Below are 19,032 nucleotides of genomic sequence, written 5' to 3'. Positions count from 1 at the left end.
CCACGGGTCACGGGCAGTCAATCCGGGTTAGGGAACGAGCAGCACTTTTCCGGTGGTTTTGCGTGCCTCCAGGTCTTCGTGCGCCTGCGCAGCGGCTTCCAGGGGATAGGTTGCGCCAATCCTGACCTTCAGCGAGCCGTCCACGACGGCGGCGAACAGCTCCGAGGAGCGCCAGCGCCGTTCCTCAACGGTCAGCAGGTGATCGAGCAGTTTCGGCCGGGTGAGATGAACCGACCCCGCGGACGCCAGCCGCTGCGGGTCGAACGCCGGAACCGGCCCCGACGCAGCGCCGAACAGCACCAGCGTGCCGCGCTTCCGTAGCGACGCCAACGACCCGTCAAAGGTGGCCCGGCCCACGCCGTCGTATACGACATCCACTCCGACGCCGTTGGTGAGCTCCCGCACGGCGGTGTCGAAGCCCTCATATCGGAGCACTTCATCTGCTCCGGCTTCCCGGGCCAGCGCTTCCTTGGCGTCGGTGGAGACCGTGGTGATCACCCGGGCACCCCTGGCCTTGAGCAGTTGGATGAGGAGCAGGCCCACGCCTCCCGCACCGGCATGCGTCAAGACCGTCTGGCCCAGCTGAACGGTGAAGGTGGTGTTGATCAGGTAGTGCGCGGTCATGCCCTGCAACGGAAGCGCTGCTGCCGTTTCGAGGCTGATGCCCTCGGGCACCGGCAGGGCCTTGTCGGCTTCCACCAGGGTGAACTCGGCGTAGGTGCCCTTCCCTTCGGCGAAGGCCACCCGGTCGCCGACGGCGAAGCCGGACGCCTCCGGGCCCAGCGCCACCACCTCGCCGGCGGCCTCGGCGCCCGGGGTGAAGGGATAGCCCACCGGGTAGTAGCCGCTGCGCTGATAGGTTTCGATGTAGTTGACGCCTGCCGCGGCCACCCGCACCAGGAGCTCGGAGCCCGCTGGTGTGGGCCGATCCACCTCGGTCACCTTGATTACTTCGGGCCCTCCGGCTTGCTGGATAACAATGGCTGTTGGCATCGAGGCTCCTTTGTTGGCGTGCTGTGTTTCCATGCTAGAACGACCGGGTCTCCTCGCAGCACCTCCTGCATATTTATGTGGACCTCTGTATATTCCTATTGTACTGTTGGGTCATGACTATTTCAGTGGCGGTTTCGGGTGCCAGCGGCTACGCAGGCGGTGAGTTGCTCCGCCTGCTCGTCTCCCATCCTTCGGTGACCATCGGTGCGATCACTGCCCACAGCAGTGCAGGATCGCGTCTCGGTGAACTTCAACCACACCTGCACTCGCTGAGCAACCGCCTGATTGAAGAGACCACAGTGGAGAACCTCGCTGGCCATGACGTGGTTTTCCTCGCCCTGCCTCACGGCGCCAGTGCCGATATCGCCGCCCAGCTACCCGACACCACCCTCGTGATCGATGCCGGCGCCGACCACCGCCTCTCCGACCCGGCTGCCTGGGAAAAGTTCTATGGCTCCGCACACGCCGGCACCTGGCCGTACGGCCTCCCTGAGCTGCCCGACCACCGCGAACTCCTGCGCTCCGCCCGCCGGGTCGCCGTCCCGGGCTGTTACCCCACCAGTTCGCTGCTGGCGCTCACCCCGGGGTTCGCGGCCGGGCTGCTGCAGCCCGACGACGTCGTTATCGTCGCAGCGTCGGGCACCTCCGGCGCGGGCAAAGCGGTCAAGCCGCACCTGCTGGGGTCCGAGGTGATGGGGGGGATGAGCCCTTACGGAGTCGGTGGCGCACACCGGCACACCCCCGAGATTGAGCAGGGGCTGTCCCTCGCCGCCGGGCAGCAGGTCCAGGTGTCCTTCACCCCGACCCTCGCACCGATGGCCCGCGGCATTCTCACCACCGCCACCGCCAAGGTGATGCCCGGAACCACTGCCGAACAGCTGCGGGATGCCTGGACCGCAGCGTACGACGACGAACCCTTCGTCACCGTGTTACCGGAAGGCCACTGGCCGGCCACGAAGGCCGTGCTCGGCTCCAACTACGCCAACCTCCAGCTGGCGTTCGACGAACACGCCGGGCGCGTGATTGTCACCTGCGTGATCGACAACCTCACCAAGGGCACCGCCGGCGGGGCCATCCAATCCATGAACATTGCCCTGGGACTCCCGGAGACCGCTGGGCTCACCTTGCAGGGAGTAGCACCATGAGCATCACCGCACCGGCCGGATTCCGCGCCGCAGGCACCGCCGCCGGACTCAAATCCTCGGGCAAGCCCGACGTCGCGGTCGTTGTCAACGACGGACCCCTGCAGCACGCAGCGGCAGTGTTTACCTCCAACCGGGTTGCCGCCGCACCCGTGCAGTGGTCCCGTCAGGTGGTTTCCGACGGGAGGGTCGATGCAGTGGTCCTCAACTCCGGGGGAGCGAACGCCTGCACCGGGGCCGTTGGCTTCCAGAACACTCACGCCACCGCCGAGTACGCCGCCGACGCGCTGGGGGTCTCCTCGGGCGACATTTTCATCTGCTCCACCGGGCTGATCGGGGAACAGCTCCCCATGGACAAGCTGCTGCCAGGCGTCAGCGACGCCGTCGCCCAACTGTCCACCGCCGGCGGGCAGGCCGCAGCCGAAGCCATCATGACCACCGATTCGGTGCCAAAGAACGCGAGGCACCCGGCTTCAGTCGACGCCCCCAGCGAGGGATACTCCATCGGCGGGATGGCGAAGGGCGCCGGGATGCTCGCCCCCGGTCTGGCCACCATGCTGGTGGTACTCACCACCGACGCTGTTGTCGATCCCGCACAGTTGGCCACGGCCCTGCGCGCGGCCACTCGAGTGACCTTCGACCGGACCGACTCGGACGGGTGCATGTCCACCAACGACACGGTGGTCCTGCTCGCGTCGGGCGCCAGCGGGGTCACCCCCGACCTGCAGGAGTTCGAGGGAGCGCTCACCGGGGTCTGCCATTCACTGGCCCAGCAGCTGATCAAGGACGCCGAAGGTGCCAGCCACGACATCGCCATCACCGCCGTCAACGCGGCCAGCGAGAAGGACGCCGAAACGGTGTGCCGATCGGTGGCCCGCTCAAACCTCTTCAAGACGGCCATCTTCGGCAACGACCCCAACTGGGGCCGGGTGCTGGCAGCGGTCGGCACCACCGACGCGGCCTTCGAACCGGACCAGTTGAACGTCACCATGAACGGGGTGCAGATCTGCCGCAACGGCGGCATCGGCGATTCACGGGACCTGGTGGACCTCACGGGCCGCGACGTCACGGTCGAGATTGATCTCAACGCCGGGACCGAGACCGCGACCATCTGGACCAACGACCTCACGCACGAATACGTGCACGAAAACTCGGCGTACTCGTCGTAGCGGTTGCCCGCCGCGGCAGCTTAGAACAGAAGGACACCATGAATTCAGTCATTGCCGCACAAGACAAGGCAGAGACCCTCATCGAAGCGCTGCCGTGGATCCAACGGTTTGCCGGCACCACGATGGTGATCAAATACGGTGGCAACGCCATGGTCAACGAGGACCTGCGCCGCGCCTTCGCCGAGGACATCGTCTTCCTCCACCACGTCGGAATCCGCCCGGTCGTCGTCCATGGCGGCGGACCGCAGATCAGCTCCATGCTGCAACGGCTCGGCATGGAGTCCGAATTCAAGGGCGGCCTGCGGGTCACCACCCCCGCCACCATGGACGTGGTCCGGATGGTGCTCGCCGGTCAGGTGGGCCGCGAGCTGGTCGGTCTCATCAACTCCCACGGCCCCTACGCCGTCGGACTCTCCGGTGAGGACGGCGGCCTCCTGCAAGCCACCCGCACCGGCACCGTCGTCGACGGCGTCGAGGTGGACCTCGGCCTGGTCGGCGAGGTGGTCGGCGTGAACCCGGCCGCCATCCTCGACATCCTTGAGGCCGGCCGGATCCCCGTGATTTCAACGGTCGCCCCGGAGATTGACGACGACGGCGAAGGCACCAACCAGGTCCTCAACGTCAACGCCGATACCGCCGCGGCGGCCCTGGCCCAGGCCCTGAACGCCTCCAAACTGGTGATCCTCACGGACGTCGAGGGGCTGTACGCCAACTGGCCCGACAAGTCCTCGCTGATCTCTTCCCTCACCGCCGGCCAGCTGCGCGCCATGCTGCCGCAGCTGGAGTCGGGCATGATTCCCAAAATGACCGCGTGCCTCGCCGCCATCGACGGCGGAGTGGAGCGCGCGCACATCGTCGACGGCAGGCTGGCCCACTCCATGCTGCTGGAAACCTTCACCACCGCCGGAATCGGCACCCAGGTGGTACCGGACGAGGACGGATCATGACTGATCTCAACCACACGGAACAGCTCGCCGAAGTGCTCGACCAGCAGGCCTCGGGTGCTGACTGGCTGGCGCGTTACAGCTCCTCGCTGCTCGGCGTCTTCGGCACCCCGCAGCGGGTCCTGGTCCGCGGCAACGGTTGCACCGTCTGGGATGCCGACGGCAACCAGTACCTCGACCTGCTCGGCGGTATCGCCGTCAACGCTCTGGGCCACGCCCACCCGTTCGTCACCTCGGTGATCTCCAGCCAGCTCGCCACCCTGGGTCATGTGTCGAATTTCTTCACCAGCCCCACCCAGATTGCCCTGGCCGAAAAACTGCTGCAGCTCTCGGCGGCGCCCGCCGGGTCGAAGGCTTTTTTCACCAACTCAGGCACCGAGGCGGTGGAGGCAGCCTTCAAGCTGGCGCGCCGCAACAGCACCCCAGCGGCGGACGGCAAACCCGCACGCACCCGGATCCTGGCCCTGGACGGCGCCTTCCACGGCCGCACCATGGGGGCGCTCGCGCTGACCGCGAAGCAGGCCTACCGTGAGCCGTTCGAACCGCTCCCCGGCGGCGTCGAACATCTGCCGTTCGGCAGCATCGAGGCGCTGGTGAACGCGGTCGACGAGACCGTTGCAGCGGTCATCCTCGAACCCATCCAGGGGGAGGCTGGCGTCCGTCCGCTCCCTCCCGGGTATCTGCAGGCCGCCCGTGAGGTCACCACCCGAGCTGGCGCGCTGCTGATCCTCGACGAGGTCCAGACCGGGATCGGCCGCACCGGGTCCTGGTTTGCCCATCAGCCCAGCGGCATCGTGCCGGATGCCATGACGCTTGCCAAGGGACTCGGCGGCGGGTTCCCTGTTGGTGCCCTGATCACGTTCGGCGCTGCGGTGTCATCCCTGTTCACCCCCGGCCAGCATGGCACCACCTTCGGGGGGAATCCCGTCGCGACGGCCGCAGCGTTGGCTACCCTGCACACCATCGAGGCCACCGACCTCCTCGACCACGCGCACGACGTCGGAGCCTGGCTCCGCGCCGAGCTTGCCACTGTCGAGCTGGTCACCGAGGTCCGCGGTGAAGGGCTGCTGATCGGATTCGACCTGACCGGCGACTACGCCGCTGCGGCCGTGACCGAAGCACTACTCCAGGGCTTCATCATCAACGCTCCCACCCCGCACACGCTGCGCCTGGCACCACCGCTGATCCTCACCACAGAGCAGGCTGCCACCTTCACCGCCGCGCTGCCCGGCATCCTGAATATCGCAAAGGAACGTACCCCATGACCCGCCACTTCCTGGTCGACACCGACCTGACCCAGGCCGAGCAGACCGAAGTCCTCGACCTTGCCGCCGAGCTCAAGCGTGCCCCGTATTCGCGCAGCACCTACGCCGGCCTGGACCCAGCCGGAACAGCCACCGCGGGACGTCAAACCGTCGCGGTCATCTTCGACAAAACGTCCACCCGCACCCGCGTCTCCTTTGCCACCGGCATCGCCGACCTCGGCGGGGTCCCACTGATCATCGGGGCGGGGGAGTCGCAGCTGGGCCACAAGGAATCCATTACCGATACCGCCAAGGTGCTCGAACGGATGGTTTCCACCATCGTCTGGCGCACCTACGCGCAGGCCGGGCTGGAAGAGATGGCCGCGGCGTCGAAGGTCCCGGTGATCAACGCGCTGTCCGATGACTACCACCCGTGCCAGCTTCTCGCTGACCTGTTGACCATCCGCGAACACAAGGGCACCCTGGCGGGGCTCAGCCTCGCGTACCTGGGCGATGCTGCCAATAACATGGCCAACTCCTACCTGCTCGCGGGGGTCACCGCTGGCATGCACGTCCGGATCGCCGGCCCCGAGGGGCACCTTCCCCAGCAGTCGGTGATCGATCAGGCCACTGCCCGGGCGGCCGAGACGGGTGGGTCGGTGCTGGTCACCACCGACCCTGCCACCGCGCTTGCCGACGCCGACGTCGTCGCCACCGACACCTGGATCTCCATGGGCCAGGAACCGGACAGCGCGGGAGCCAAGGACGCAACCTGTGAGCTGTTCAGCAGCTACGGGGTGGATGCGGCCGCGATGGCGCACGCCGCCCCCGACGCCGTCGTCCTACACTGCCTGCCCGCGTACCGTGGTTTCGAGATTGCCGCCGATGTCATCGACGGCCCCCAATCGGTGGTCTGGGACGAGGCCGAAAACCGGCTGCACGCCCAGAAAGCCCTGATGGTCTGGCTGATGGACCGACGATGACCTCCCTCCAGCCCACCACCAAGACCGCCCGCCAGGCGAGGATCCGGGCGATCCTCACCGGGCAGTCGGTCCGGTCCCAGGCAGAGCTGGCTGCTCTCCTGGCCGACGACGGGGTCCTGGTCACCCAGGCGACCCTCTCCCGCGACCTGGTGGAGCTCGGTGCGGTGCGGGTCCGTGCTGGCGAGGGTACCCTCGTTTACGCGGTGCCCGCCGAAGGCGGCGGGCGGACGCCGCAGAGCGGGGTCACCCAGGAAGTCCTCGATTCCCGGCTGTCCCGGCTGTGCTCGGAGTTACTCGTCACTGCTGAGGCGTCGGGAAACCTGGTCGTCTTGCGGACCCCGCCGGGGGCCGCGAACTTCCTGGCCCTGGCAATCGACCACTCGGTGATGCCCTCGGTCCTGGGGAGCATCGCCGGCGACGACACGATTATGCTGGTGACCCGCGACCCGGCGGGCGGGCCGGACGTGGCGGAGCGCTTCCGCCAGTTTGCGCAGGACCCGATGAGCAAACCCCTGCCCTGACCATTTCTTGCCTCTTTCAGACAAAATCAACCTCAACACCCTAGGAGCACAACCCATGACTGAACGCATTGTCCTCGCCTACTCCGGCGGACTCGACACCTCAGTAGCCATCGGCTGGATCGCCGAAGCGACCGGCGCCGAGGTCATCGCCGTCGCCGTCGACGTTGGACAGGGCGGTGAATCCCTGGAGGAGATCCGCCAGCGTGCCCTCGACTGCGGTGCCGTCGAAGCCTACGTGGCTGACGCCCGCGACGAGTTCGCCAACGACTACTGCATGCCAGCACTGAAGGCCAACGCCCTGTACATGGACGCCTACCCGCTGGTCTCGGCGGTCTCCCGCCCGGTCATCGTCAAGCACCTGGTGGCGGCCGCCCGTGAATTCGGCGCCACCACGGTGGCCCACGGCTGTACCGGCAAGGGCAACGACCAGGTGCGTTTCGAGGTGGGCATCCAGACCCTCGGCCCGGACCTGCGCTGCATCGCCCCCGTGCGTGACCTGGCCCTGACCCGGGACAAGGCCATCACCTTCGCGGAGGAGCACAACCTGCCGATCCAGACCACCAAGAAGAACCCGTTCTCGATCGACCAGAACGTCTGGGGTCGCGCCGTCGAGACCGGTTTCCTCGAGGACATCTGGAACGGCCCGTCGAAGGACGTCTACGAGTACACCGATTCGCCCGAGTTTTCCCCGGCCGCCGACGAGGTGACCATCACCTTCCGTGAGGGCATCCCCGTCGCCATCGACGGCGTCGCAGTCACCCCCCTGCAGGCCATCGAACAGCTGAACCGCCGCGCCGGCGCCCAGGGCGTGGGCCGGATCGACATCGTGGAGGACCGCCTGGTCGGCATCAAGAGCCGCGAAATCTATGAGGCGCCCGGCGCCATGGCCCTGATCGCCGCGCACCGCGAGCTGGAAAACGTCACGGTGGAACGCGAGCAGGCCCGGTTCAAGAAGACCGTCGGCCAGCGCTGGACCGAGCTGGTCTACGACGGCCAGTGGTTCTCCCCGCTGAAGCGCTCCCTTGACACGTTCATCGACGACACCCAGAAATACGTTTCCGGGGACATCCGGATGGACCTCCACGGCGGCCGCGCCACGGTCACCGGCCGCAAGTCCGAGACCTCGCTGTACGACTTCAACCTGGCCACCTATGACACCGGCGACACCTTCGACCAGTCAATGGCCCGCGGCTTCATCGAGATCTTCGGTCTGTCCTCCAAGGTGGCCTCCGGCCGCGACGAGCGGGCGGGTCAGTAGCGATGGCGGGAGCCTCCACCAACGAGGGAGCCCTCTGGGGCGGCCGGTTCGACGGCGGACCCGCCGACGCGCTGGCCGCCCTGAGCAAGTCGACCCACTTCGACTGGCGCCTGGCCGTGTATGACATTGCCGGGTCCCGGGCGCACGCCCGGGTCCTGCACCGGGCGGGCCTGCTCGACGACGACGAACTCACCGGCATGCTCGCCGCCCTCGACGCCCTCGACGACGACGTCCGCTCCGGCGCGTACACGCCCGCCGCATCGGACGAGGACGTGCACGGGTCGCTGGAACGTGGCCTGATCGAACGTGCCGGCGTCCAGCTGGGCGGCAAGCTCCGCGCTGGCCGCTCCCGCAATGACCAGGTCGCCACCCTGGGGCGCATGTATCTGCGGGACCACGCCCGGATCGTCGGGGCCGGAGTGCTGGCCACCATTGAGGCGCTGGTACAACAGGCCGAGGACCATCTGAGGGTTCCGATGCCGGGCCGCACCCACCTGCAGCATGCCCAGCCCGTGCTTTTGAGCCATCACCTGCTCGCCCATGCCTGGGCGCTGCTGCGCGATGTGCAGCGGCTACAGGACTGGGACAAACGGGCGGCCGTGTCGCCCTATGGCTCCGGCGCCCTCGCGGGATCCTCGCTGGGGCTGGACCCGCAGGCTGTCGCGGCGGAGCTGGGTTTCGCCTCGGCGACCCACAACTCGATCGACGGGACGGCGGCGCGGGATGTCTACGCCGAGTTCGCGTGGATCGCCTCAATGATCGGGGTGGACCTGTCCCGGATCAGCGAGGAGGTGATCCTGTGGGCCACGAAGGAGTTCTCCTTCGTCACCCTGCATGACTCCTATTCCACCGGGTCATCGATCATGCCGCAGAAGAAGAACCCCGACGTCGCTGAACTGGCGCGGGGCAAAGCGGGCCGCCTGATCGGCAACCTCACGGGGCTGCTCGCCACCCTCAAAGGGCTACCGCTGGCCTACAACCGTGACCTCCAGGAGGACAAGGAACCGGTCTTCGACGCGACCGACACGCTGGAAGTGCTGCTCCCAGCAGTCTCCGGCATGATCGCCACGTTGACGTTCAACACCGAACGGATGGCGTCCCTCGCACCCCAGGGTTTCGCGTTGGCGACCGACGTAGCCGAATGGCTGGTCCGGCAGGGGGTCCCCTTCCGGGAAGCCCACGAACTCTCCGGTGCAGCCGTCCGGCTGGCCGAGGGCCGTGGCGTGGAGCTGTGGGACCTCAGTGACGCGGATTATGCGTCCATTTCGCAGCACCTCACCCCGGGTGTCCGCGAGGTCCTGACGGTCGAGGGTTCCCTGAACAGCCGAGACTCCCAGGGCGGCACGGCCCCGGTGGCGGTGCAGCGCCAGCTGCAGGCCCTCCGGCAGGAGCTGGCAGGCGTTGCCAGCTTCCTGACTGACGTGCGGGGTACGCTCTAGGACAGGATCTAGTGCAGCCGCCCGTTGACCGGGCCAGACGAAAAGGACCCACAGTGATTGAGCATCTCATCCGCGAAGTATCAGCCGGGCTCGCCGTTGCCGGTGAGGACCTGAAGACCACAGTGAAGGGGATCGACGACAGTTCGTTCGGCGAACCTACCGCGTTGCCCGGCTGGTCGCGGGCCCACGTGGTCGCGCACGCGGAAGGGATCTCGCGCGCCATGCAGCGGCAGGTCGAGCATGCGATGCAGGGCAACCTGATCGAGCTTTACGACGGCGGGTACGAGGGCCGGGTCCAATCCATCGAGGCCAGGGCCCAGCGCCCGGCCGCCGAGCAGAAGGAAGCACTGGTGGCGGCGGTTGACGCCGCCGTCGGCGCGTTCGAGAACGCCCGCGACCAGTGGGAGGCAAAAGTCTCCTTCCGGAATGGGACTGTCTACGACGCCGCCCTGGCGCTGTGGCGGGAGCTGGTGATCCACGCGTCCGACCTCGATGCCGGCACCACCACCCGGGATTGGAGCGACCGCTTCTGCCATTACCTCATCGATTTCCTTGCAGCCCGCGTCCCACAGGGAACTGTCCTGAAGCTGCAGCCGATGGGCGAGGAAGCGATCACAGTCCAGGCGCCCGGTTCCGACGACACCTCGGAGGCCGCCCACACCGTCGTCGTGACCGGCGCATTGCAGGACATCGCCGCGTGGCTTGCGGGTCGCGAACCCGTCGGTGGTCTGGAAGCCACCGATGCGGCCGAAGACGCCGACACAGTTGACCTGCCGGAGCTGGGACCCTGGCCGGCAGCGGTCTCGCCCCAGTAACACCCTTCCGGAACGGTAGGTGCCTGCTGTAGGTTGGGAGCATCCTGTCCCAGGAGGCAGCATGGAATCCCAACTCACCGGCGAGTTGCAGCGCGAATCGGCGTCCCACCGTGCCGAGCCGCTGGGCCGTGTTGAACGGTTGAGGGACGGGTATGTGCTGGCGTTCGACCGGCAGTTCGATTATCCGCGCTCCTACATCTGGAACCTTCTCACCGAACCGGCACGGCTCGCCCAGTGGCTTGGGAAGCTGACACCCGGCTGGGAACTCGGAAAGGAATATGCGCTGGATATGGGCGGCGACCCGTCCACCGGCACTGTTCTTCAACTCAACCCGCCCACCAGCCTCCAGGTCACCTGGGACGACAACATGGGGCTCGAATCAATCCTGGAATGGCGGGTTCTTGACTGCGCCGGCGGTGCCCTGCTGCAGTTGCGGGTCCGATCGGAAACCGCAGATTTCCTCACCGAGGGTGCTGCCGGCTGGCAACTCATCCTGGACACCCTCGACGCCATCGCTGCCGGCAGGACGCCCGGCCCGGATGCGGACTGGGCTGCGTTACGGGACGCGTACGCCACCAAATACCAGCTCTCCCACACGATGGGTGAACTGGAGATCGCCGACGGGGTCACCATGATCCACTTCGATCGACGCTTCGAAGCGACCCTGCCCAGGGTGAAGGACGCGGTGACCGCGGATCCGTCGCAGCAGCCGCGGGTCGAGCAGGCGGAGGTGGACTTCACGGCCGCCGGCTCTTCCACCATTGTCACCGTCAGACATGTGGTGGAAGACCCCACCGAGACCGCAGCACTGATGGCCCGCTGGCATGCCCATCTTGATGCGGTGGGAGTGGATATCGACGGCGATACCCCTCACATCAGCGTCCGTAAACTGCGAGTGCTTGAGGACTTCTACCGGGCCAACACCGCCGCTGAGTGAGCCGCCTCGCGGGCCAACAGGCTGGTCTTGACCGCCAACCCCCACCGGAAGCCGCCGAGGGAGCCATCGGTGCGGATCACCCGATGACACGGTACAAAGAGCGCCGCAGCGTTCTTGGCGCAGGCGCCGGCTGCCGCGCGCACCGCGCTGGCATTGCCCGCCAGCGAGGCGTACTGCGCGTAGGTGACCGGCCGGCCCGGCTCAACAGTGCGCAACATGTCCCACGCGTGGCTGCGGAACGGTCCCGACACCTGTTGCACTCGCACCGAGTCGATCGCCGTAATGTCGCCGTCGTAGTACGCGTCGACTGCCGCAGCGATGGGCCCAAGCTCGGCGGGAGCCACCTCACGTGGTGGGTCGGTGGGACGGAGTGTCGGATGGATTTGCCCGGTCAGTTCCGCCAGCTCCGAAGTCCAGCCAGACGCGAGCACAACGCCGCCCTGCTCCAGGATGGTGAACGGACCGTCAGGGGTGAGGACTGTGGTTTGCCGGACCACGGTGGGGGCATCGAGGGTCATGGGGTTGCTGCTTTCACTGGTGGGGTTGCGGGGGTTGCGGGGGTGCGGGTCGCAGGGTGGCTGGCAGCCAGGCGCCAGAGGTGCATGGTGGCGTAGGAGCGCCAGGGGCTGAAGCGTTCCATGGACGCCGAGAGCTGCCGCGGGTGGACCGGTCCGGTCTGTCCCGGGAGGGCGGCCCAACCGGTGCGCAGGGCTGCGTCATTGTCCAGCTGGATATCGGGGGCACCGAGCACGCGCAGTGCCACATAGCCGACGGTCCAGGGACCAATGCCCGGAAGTGGGAGGAGTTTGCGTTTCAGGTCGGCGACGCTGTCCTCCACCCCAAGGTGCAGACTCCCCTCGGCGAGGGCTGCGCTGACCCGCAGAATACTTTCACGACGTCGAGCCGGGCCGGTGAGGAGCTCGGCGCCGCCGTCGGCTAGTTGAGCCGGGGTGGGAAAGAGCCGGTGGAGCGTGCTGGCGCCCGGTTGGGGGACCAGCGTCGACGCGGTACCGAGCGCCGCGAGCCGGTGCAGCGTGCCCCGGGCGGCTTTGACAGTGATTTGCTGACCGATGAGCGCGCGGATCAGAATCTCGTGGGGGTCGGTGGCCCCGGGCAGCCGGATCCCGGGAAGGAGGTGCACCCGGTCGGCGAGCAGCGGGTCGGCGCCCAGGACGCCGTCGACGGCTTGCGGGTCGGCGTCGAGATCGAATAGCCGGCGAATCCGGGACAACAGCACCGGCAGGTCGGGCAACTTCTCCACGGTCACTGTCACAGCCAGCGCAGGCACGCCATTGGGCGCCGTGGTCAGGCGTGCGCTGAACCTGCCCTGTCCTCCCGGCAGCTGCAGCAACCGCTCGTACACCCCATCGGTTGCGTGCTCCACGCCGTCGACCGCTCGGAGCCGCAGGAACTCGAAGATGCCGGGGTCGTAGGGGGCGCGGAGGGGGAGGGTCAGCGCCAGGGTTGAACCCGCCAGGGTGGTACCAGCCAGGGGTGAACCAGTCAGGGTTGAACCAGCCGGGGTGGTACCAGCCGGGGTGGTACCAGTCGGGCGGCTGGGGGTGTTGTCGCCGGCGGCTTTCGCACGGCCGCGAAGATCGGAGGGGGTGAGCGCAAACACTTCCTGCACGGTGTCATTGAAGGACCTGATACTGCTGAACCCGGCGGCGAAGGCAATGTCCGAAAACTTCAAGCCGGTAGCCGTGAGCAGTGACCGTGCGGTCTGGGCGCGGGTGGCACGGGCGAGGGCGAGTGGGCCGGCGCCCAACTCCTGATGCAGGATCCGGTTCAACTGGCGGCTTGAATAACCCAGCCGCGCTGCCAGTCCCGTGACGCCGGTCCGGTCCACCTCTCCATCGGAGATCAGCCGCATGGCGCGGGCCGCAGCATCGGAGCGCAGGTTCCAGTCCGGGGTGCCCGGGACCGCCTCTGGGAGACACCGTTTGCAGGCACGGTACCCGGCCTGGTGCGCGGCCGCCGAGGTCTGGTAGAAACGCACATTGGCGGGCTTGGGGGTTCTCGCTGGGCATGACGGCCGGCAGTAAATTCTCGTTGTCGCCACAGCTGTGACGAACTGGCCGTCAAAACGCGCGTCCCGCGAGTCGATTGCCCGATACTGCTGCCAGAAGTCCATCCACCCATCGTTGCAGGTTGAACCGCCCTCAGCTAGCGGAAATCGGACATCAGCGTGGGTGGGGTGGCTGCAGGGTTTGCTACCGTCGTGTGCGTGACTGCGACCCCCGACAGAAACCGCCTGGCCCTGCCCGCCACCCAGGTTGCGCCCCTGCTGCTGGGGAGCACCCTGACCCACGACGACGACACCGGCCGCGTTGCCGTCCGCATCACCGAGGTGGAGGCCTATCTTGGTGCCGACGACCCGGGATCGCACGCGTTCCGCGGACAGACGGCACGGAACGCCACCATGTTCGGTAACCCCGGCCACCTCTATGTCTACTTCACCTACGGTATGCACTACTGCGCCAATGTGGTCTGCGGCGAGGCAGGTCAGGCAACCGGGTTGCTGCTGCGGGCAGGGGAAATCGTCGAAGGGCTCGAGGTTGCCCGGGAACGGCGGAAGTCTCCACGACACGACGTCGACCTGGCCCGCGGACCAGCCCGCCTGGCTCAGGCGCTCGGACTGAACCGGAAACTTGACGGCGCCGACCTGTTTGCGGCGCCCCTCACCCTGACCCTGCCTGCGGCACCGGTGGACCCGGACCTCGTGTCGAGTGGCCCCCGCGTCGGAGTCGCCGGCGTGGGCGGGGGCAGTGAATATCCCTGGCGGTACTGGCTCACCGACGACCCCACCGTGTCGCGGTACCGCGCGGCGAAGCCCCGTATACCCCGTACAGTTAACGGGTGAATAATTCAGTGCCCACAATCTCCGGGACGACAGCTCAGGACTATGTTGAACAACTCTGTCTGACCGTTCAGGACTTTCCCCGGCCGGGAATCAGCTTCCGCGATCTCACCCCGGTGTTTAGCGATGGACCCGCATTCCGTGCCGTCATCGATGACCTGGTCAAACCCTTCACCGGCACCTTCGACCTCGTCGCAGGGATTGAGGCACGCGGATTCCTGCTGGCCGCCGCCGTCGCCTACGCGACCGGCACCGGAGTGCTGGCGGTCCGCAAACCCGGAAAGCTGCCCCGGCCGGTCCTCTCCGAGTCCTACAGCCTCGAGTATGGGGAGGCAAAGCTGGAGATCCATCAGGACGACGTCGCCCCGGGGACGCGGGTGCTGGTGCTCGACGACGTGCTGGCCACCGGGGGCACCCTGGCCGCGGCGACCGCCCTGTTCGAATCGTGCGGAGCCGAGGTTGTCGGTTGCGCGGTGGTCCTGGAACTCACCGGGTTGCAGGGACGGCTGAAAGTCCAGCAGTACCCAGTGCACACGGTGGTGGCCTCATAGGATTCACCGACCATGCCAAAAGTGCCAGCTGCACTGTAGAATTGACGGTCTGCCTTTGGCGAGAGGGAAACGCATAATGCATCACACATCCACGGCCCGTAACGAACTCGACCATGAGCGCGGCTACGTGGCGGGACTCTACCAACGGCTCGATGAACTCCGTGACGAGAAGCGCGGGCAGCTGGCAGAGGTGCGCCGTTCCCTGTCGGCCGGCTCCCACCAGAACCGGTCCGAACGCGACGCTTTCGCCACGATGTACGAGGATCGGCTGGCCCAGCTCAACGCCGTCGACGACCGGCTCGTCTTTGGCCGGCTGGACCTTGACGACGGGGATGAGCGGTACATCGGCAGGATCGGGTTGTCCACCGAGGACCTGCAACAGCTGATGGTCGACTGGCGTGCACCCGAAGCCGGTACCTTCTACCAGGCGACCGCTTTCGAGCGGATGGGCGTTCGTCGTCGTCGTCACCTGATTCTGTCCCGACGGAACGTCCTTGCCATTGAAGATGATGTGCTGGATGCAGCCCTCCTGACCGAAGATGAATCACTTCAGGGTGAGGGTGCGCTGCTCGCCGCCCTCAATTCCAAGCGCACCGGACAAATGTCCGACATCGTCGGAACCATCCAGGCCGAACAGGACCGGGTGATTCGGGCGCCGCTGCAGGGCGTCGTCGTCGTACAGGGTGGCCCGGGAACCGGCAAGACAGCTGTTGCGCTCCACCGCGCCGCCTACCTGCTCTACACGCACCGTGAACGGCTGAAGTCGGCTGGCGTCCTCCTGGTGGGACCCACCAACGCGTTTATGAAATACATTGAGCGGGTGCTCCCGTCGCTGGGTGAAACCGGCGTGGTGATGGCGAGCATCGGCAGCCTGATGCCCGGCATCACTGCCATACAGGAGCCCACCGAGGAAGCAGCAGAGATCAAGGGCCGCCTGGAGATGGTCGAGGTGCTGAAGCGAGCCCTGGCGAACCGCCAACGGGTCCCCGACCAGGACAAGCGTCTCAATGTCGAGGGAACCATCCTGACCCTTTCCCCCCGGCAGGTGCGCAAGGCACGCGACCGCGCCCGGGCCACCGGGAAACCCCATAACGAAGCCCGGGTGACGTTCGTCAAGATCCTCCTGCGCGAGCTGACCGAACAACTCACCGAGCAGCTTGAGGAATCGTCGGGCGCCGGCAATACCGCTGACCGGTCCTACCTGGCAGAAGACGTGCGCAGTTCGCGCGACGTCCGGATCGCGTTGAACCTGGCCTGGATGCCGCTGACCCCAGAGAAATTCGTCGCTGAACTATTGACCAAGCCCGGCATCCTTGCCGCTGCAGCCCCTGGCTTCAGCGACGCGGAGGTGGGCCACCTCACCCGACCAGCAGGTGCACCGTGGACCGAAGCCGACGTGGCGTTGCTGGACGAGGCAGCCGAACTGCTCGGCGACCTCGATCCCTCAGCGGGTCGGGACACAGCGGCCCGGGACCAGGAGCGTCGCCGCGACCTGGCAAACGCCGAACGAACCCTCGAGAATGTCAACGAGTCGCTGGCGGATTCAGGGGTCGATGGTGTGCTCAGCGCTGAAGACCTTGCGGACCACAATGCAGTCACCGAAGCCCGGCTGAGCGCAGCTGAACGCGCCTCAGTCGACCGGACATGGGCGTTTGGCCACATTGTGGTCGACGAGGCCCAGGAACTATCCCCCATGCAGTGGCGGGTGCTGATGCGCCGCTGCCCCCTGAAATCGTTCACCATTGTGGGTGATATTGCCCAGACCAGTTCGGCCGCGGGCTCCAATTCATGGCAGCAGGCGCTTGAACCGTTCGTGGGGGAGCGGTGGCAGCTCGAGGAGCTCACCGTCAACTACCGCACACCGGCGCAGATTGCCGAGGCGGCGGCCCGGATGGCCAATGCCGCGGGCCTGGTGGTCTCGGCACCCAAGGCTGTCCGAGAAGGCCGGTGGGCCCCGATCGTGGACCGGGTTCCTGAACTGATTCCGGCGCTCCTGCAGGCTCTTCCCGAAGAACTCAGTGCGGTGGAGGGCGGGTTGCTTGCCATCATTGCCCCCGAACGACTCCTGGCGGAGGTGCGGTCCGCTCTGACCGGAGTCTACGGTCAGCGGATCGGCTTCGGTGCGGGCAGCATGGGTCAGGACATTGTGGTCACGAGTCCCCGGGAGGCGAAGGGGCTGGAGTTCGACGGCGTCGTGGTGCTGGAACCAGCAGAAATGCTCGACCCACGGTCCATCCGTGTCGGCGACCTGTACGTGTCGATGACGCGACCTACCCAGCGACTGCGCCTGATTGCCACGGGCGAAATACCGGCGGGCATCGAGGACTGATAATTTAGAGTCTGTGTCCCAGCAAATAGAAACCACAGACCACGGCCTCGCCGAACTCCTGAACGCCCAGCGCAACGACCCAGCTTTCGCCAATGTGTGGCAGGAACTGAAGTGGCGTGGACTGATTCATGTGTCCACCGACGAGGAAGCGCTCGAAAAAGCCCTTGCGGGGGACCCGGTGACTTTCTACTGTGGTTTCGACCCGACTGCACCGAGCCTGCACCTCGGACACCTGGTGCAGCTCCTCACCATGCGCCGGCTGCAGCTCGCCGGCCATCGTGCGCTCGGCCTGGTTGGGGGGTCCACCGGTTTGATCGGTGACCCGCGACCCACCTCCGAACGGACACTCAACACTCCTGAAACGGTGGCGGAGTGGGTCGAGAAGCTGCGGGGACAGGTCGAGAAATACCTCGATTTCACCGGGTCCAATCCTGCCCGGATGGTCAACAACCTCGACTGGACGGCACCCCTGAGTGCTATTGATTTCCTGCGTGAAATCGGGAAGCACTACCGGGTGGGCACCATGCTCGCCAAGGACGCCGTCAGTGCGCGGCTGAATTCCGACGCCGGGATCAGCTACACCGAGTTCAGCTACCAGATTCTGCAGGGCCTGGATTTCCTGGAGCTCTACCGCAGCTACGGTTGCACCCTGCAGACGGGCGGCTCAGACCAGTGGGGCAACCTGACCAGCGGCACGGACCTGATCAGGCGTGCCGAGGGGAAGAGCGTCCACGCTATCGGGACGCCGCTGATTACCAACTCGGATGGCACCAAGTTCGGCAAGAGCGAGGGCAACGCCATCTGGATCGATGCCCAGCTGACCAGCCCGTACGCCTTTTACCAGTTCTGGCTCAACACCGCCGACGCTGATGTGGTGGGAAGGCTGAAGGTGTTCACGTTCAAATCCCGTGAGGAAATCGAAGCGTTGGGCCGCGCTGCCGACGAACGGCCGCACTTGCGGGAGGCGCAACGCGCGCTTGCCTTCGAGGTGAACTCGTTGGTGCATGGCGTGGACGCAACAGAGAAGGTCATTGCCGCGTCCGCAGCGCTTTTCGGTCAAGGTGAACTGTCGGAACTCGACGAGACCACCCTGTCGTCGGCAATTGCCGAGTTACCCACTGCCACCGTGTCGACTGCTGGTCTGGGGATTATTGATCTGTTGGTGGCTAGCGGGCTGTCGGCAAGTAACTCAGCCGCACGACGCACCGTCTCGGAAGGGGGTGCCTACGTGAACAACACCAAAGTCCAGGATCCTGACACTGTTGTGGGCCCCGAGTCGCTCCTGCATGGGCGGTACCTGGTCCTTCGCCGGGGCAAACGGACGCTCGCCACTGTGGACGTCGCACCCGCCTAAACCACCTGGTTCAGGCGCGCAGCAGGACGATTTGCGTGCACCCAGATCCACGTGTAATGTTTCATGAGTTGCCGCCACTGAGTGGCAACCACCCCCTTCGAAAATTTACAGGTAGCTCCGGCATGTGCTTTGCACAGAAGCCAGAATTACCTCAACTTTTCGTCGGCTCATTCGGTTGTTTTTGCCGAAATCCGGAAATAACGCGGATTTGACAAAGAGAATGCGGATGGAATAACTTTAGATAAGTCGCAGCGAGGAAATGTAAATAGAAAGATTATTTACAGATAATACGAATTGCGCCTGTTGTTTGAGAACTCAATAGTGTGCCATGTTTGTTGATACCGATTGTTTTATTGATTGGTTGAATTTGGCTGCATGATGCCACCCCGTGGTGTTGTGTGGTTGTTTTTGGCTGGTTTCGAATTTTGCGCGTGCCTGTTTACTGGTTTTTCCTGGTGGTGGGTGCGTGTCTGTAATGCATTTACGGAGAGTT

17 protein-coding genes are annotated in these 19,032 nt (G+C 66.0%); 14 read left to right on the top strand and 3 right to left on the bottom strand.

The genetic code is table 11. From position 1 onward, the window contains the following. Positions 1 to 27: 27 nt before the first annotated feature. On the bottom strand, positions 28 to 993 hold the full coding sequence (locus ACX80T_RS08200; protein WP_459304152.1) for a quinone oxidoreductase family protein: 966 nt from the start codon (positions 991 to 993) through the stop codon (positions 28 to 30). A 113-nt stretch (positions 994 to 1,106) separates the two neighbouring features. Here ACX80T_RS08200 and argC point away from each other — a divergent pair, with 113 nt between their 5' ends. From argC to ACX80T_RS08150, 10 genes are all read left to right on the top strand, one after another. Next, the gene (gene argC / locus ACX80T_RS08195; RefSeq protein ID WP_019483400.1) at positions 1,107 to 2,138 is read left to right on the top strand and encodes an N-acetyl-gamma-glutamyl-phosphate reductase; all 1,032 of its coding nucleotides are present in this window, start codon (positions 1,107 to 1,109) and stop codon (positions 2,136 to 2,138) included. After that, positions 2,135 to 3,304 (top strand): bifunctional glutamate N-acetyltransferase/amino-acid acetyltransferase ArgJ, encoded by a 1,170-nt coding sequence (gene argJ, locus ACX80T_RS08190; protein WP_459304151.1) that lies wholly within the window; start codon positions 2,135 to 2,137, stop codon positions 3,302 to 3,304. The genes argC and argJ overlap by 4 nt, the downstream gene beginning before the upstream one ends. Before the next feature lie 38 nt (positions 3,305 to 3,342). Next, entirely contained in the window at positions 3,343 to 4,251 is a 909-nt protein-coding gene (argB, locus tag ACX80T_RS08185; protein WP_459304150.1) for an acetylglutamate kinase, read from the top strand. Further along, on the top strand, positions 4,248 to 5,513 hold the full coding sequence (locus ACX80T_RS08180; RefSeq protein ID WP_459304149.1) for an acetylornithine transaminase: 1,266 nt from the start codon (positions 4,248 to 4,250) through the stop codon (positions 5,511 to 5,513). The genes argB and ACX80T_RS08180 overlap by 4 nt, the downstream gene beginning before the upstream one ends. Next, positions 5,510 to 6,475 carry an ornithine carbamoyltransferase gene (argF, locus tag ACX80T_RS08175; protein WP_459304147.1) on the top strand — a complete coding sequence of 322 codons (966 nt, stop codon included), beginning with the start codon at positions 5,510 to 5,512 and terminating at the stop codon, positions 6,473 to 6,475. Before ACX80T_RS08180 ends, argF begins: the two co-directional genes overlap by 4 nt. Next, positions 6,472 to 6,996, top strand: a complete 525-nt coding sequence (locus ACX80T_RS08170; RefSeq protein ID WP_459304146.1) for an arginine repressor — start codon at positions 6,472 to 6,474, stop codon at positions 6,994 to 6,996. The genes argF and ACX80T_RS08170 overlap by 4 nt, the downstream gene beginning before the upstream one ends. 55 nt (positions 6,997 to 7,051) lie before the next feature. Beyond that, positions 7,052 to 8,254, top strand: coding sequence for an argininosuccinate synthase (locus ACX80T_RS08165; RefSeq protein WP_019483394.1), 1,203 nt, complete (start codon positions 7,052 to 7,054; stop codon positions 8,252 to 8,254). Between the two features lie 2 nt (positions 8,255 to 8,256). Next, the gene (gene argH / locus ACX80T_RS08160; protein WP_019483393.1) at positions 8,257 to 9,693 is read left to right on the top strand and encodes an argininosuccinate lyase; all 1,437 of its coding nucleotides are present in this window, start codon (positions 8,257 to 8,259) and stop codon (positions 9,691 to 9,693) included. Between the two features lie 53 nt (positions 9,694 to 9,746). Continuing rightward, positions 9,747 to 10,508, top strand: coding sequence for a maleylpyruvate isomerase family mycothiol-dependent enzyme (locus ACX80T_RS08155; protein ID WP_024476445.1), 762 nt, complete (start codon positions 9,747 to 9,749; stop codon positions 10,506 to 10,508). A gap of 61 nt (positions 10,509 to 10,569) precedes the next feature. Further along, on the top strand, positions 10,570 to 11,445 hold the full coding sequence (locus ACX80T_RS08150; RefSeq protein WP_019483391.1) for an SRPBCC domain-containing protein: 876 nt from the start codon (positions 10,570 to 10,572) through the stop codon (positions 11,443 to 11,445). On the opposite strand, the gene ACX80T_RS08145 is transcribed toward ACX80T_RS08150, so the two are convergent. Then, positions 11,418 to 11,963 carry a methylated-DNA--[protein]-cysteine S-methyltransferase gene (locus ACX80T_RS08145; protein ID WP_024476447.1) on the bottom strand — a complete coding sequence of 182 codons (546 nt, stop codon included), beginning with the start codon at positions 11,961 to 11,963 and terminating at the stop codon, positions 11,418 to 11,420. The genes ACX80T_RS08150 and ACX80T_RS08145 overlap by 28 nt on opposite strands. Next, positions 11,960 to 13,579 (bottom strand): AlkA N-terminal domain-containing protein, encoded by a 1,620-nt coding sequence (locus tag ACX80T_RS08140; protein ID WP_459304145.1) that lies wholly within the window; start codon positions 13,577 to 13,579, stop codon positions 11,960 to 11,962. Before ACX80T_RS08140 ends, ACX80T_RS08145 begins: the two co-directional genes overlap by 4 nt. A 93-nt stretch (positions 13,580 to 13,672) precedes the next feature. Between ACX80T_RS08140 and ACX80T_RS08135 the strand changes: the two genes are divergently transcribed. The 4 genes from ACX80T_RS08135 (at position 13,673) to tyrS (ending at position 18,539) form a co-directional block, all read left to right on the top strand. Then, positions 13,673 to 14,308: a DNA-3-methyladenine glycosylase gene (locus tag ACX80T_RS08135; protein WP_024476449.1), complete on the top strand. Its 636-nt coding sequence runs from the start codon at positions 13,673 to 13,675 to the stop codon at positions 14,306 to 14,308. Beyond that, a complete protein-coding gene (locus tag ACX80T_RS08130; RefSeq protein ID WP_237742115.1) occupies positions 14,305 to 14,856 on the top strand; it encodes an adenine phosphoribosyltransferase in 552 nt (183 codons plus the stop codon). Before ACX80T_RS08135 ends, ACX80T_RS08130 begins: the two co-directional genes overlap by 4 nt. Positions 14,857 to 14,932: 76 nt before the next feature. Beyond that, positions 14,933 to 17,185, top strand: coding sequence for a HelD family protein (locus ACX80T_RS08125; RefSeq protein ID WP_024476451.1), 2,253 nt, complete (start codon positions 14,933 to 14,935; stop codon positions 17,183 to 17,185). A gap of 13 nt (positions 17,186 to 17,198) precedes the next feature. Next, positions 17,199 to 18,539, top strand: a complete 1,341-nt coding sequence (tyrS, locus tag ACX80T_RS08120; RefSeq protein ID WP_019483385.1) for a tyrosine--tRNA ligase — start codon at positions 17,199 to 17,201, stop codon at positions 18,537 to 18,539. Positions 18,540 to 19,032 lie beyond the last annotated feature (493 nt).

The sequence above is a fragment of the Arthrobacter sp. Sr33 genome (genome assembly GCF_054511195.1).
The sequence above is the reverse complement of the archived record's forward strand: the minus strand, read 5'-3'. Positions and strand labels throughout refer to the sequence as shown.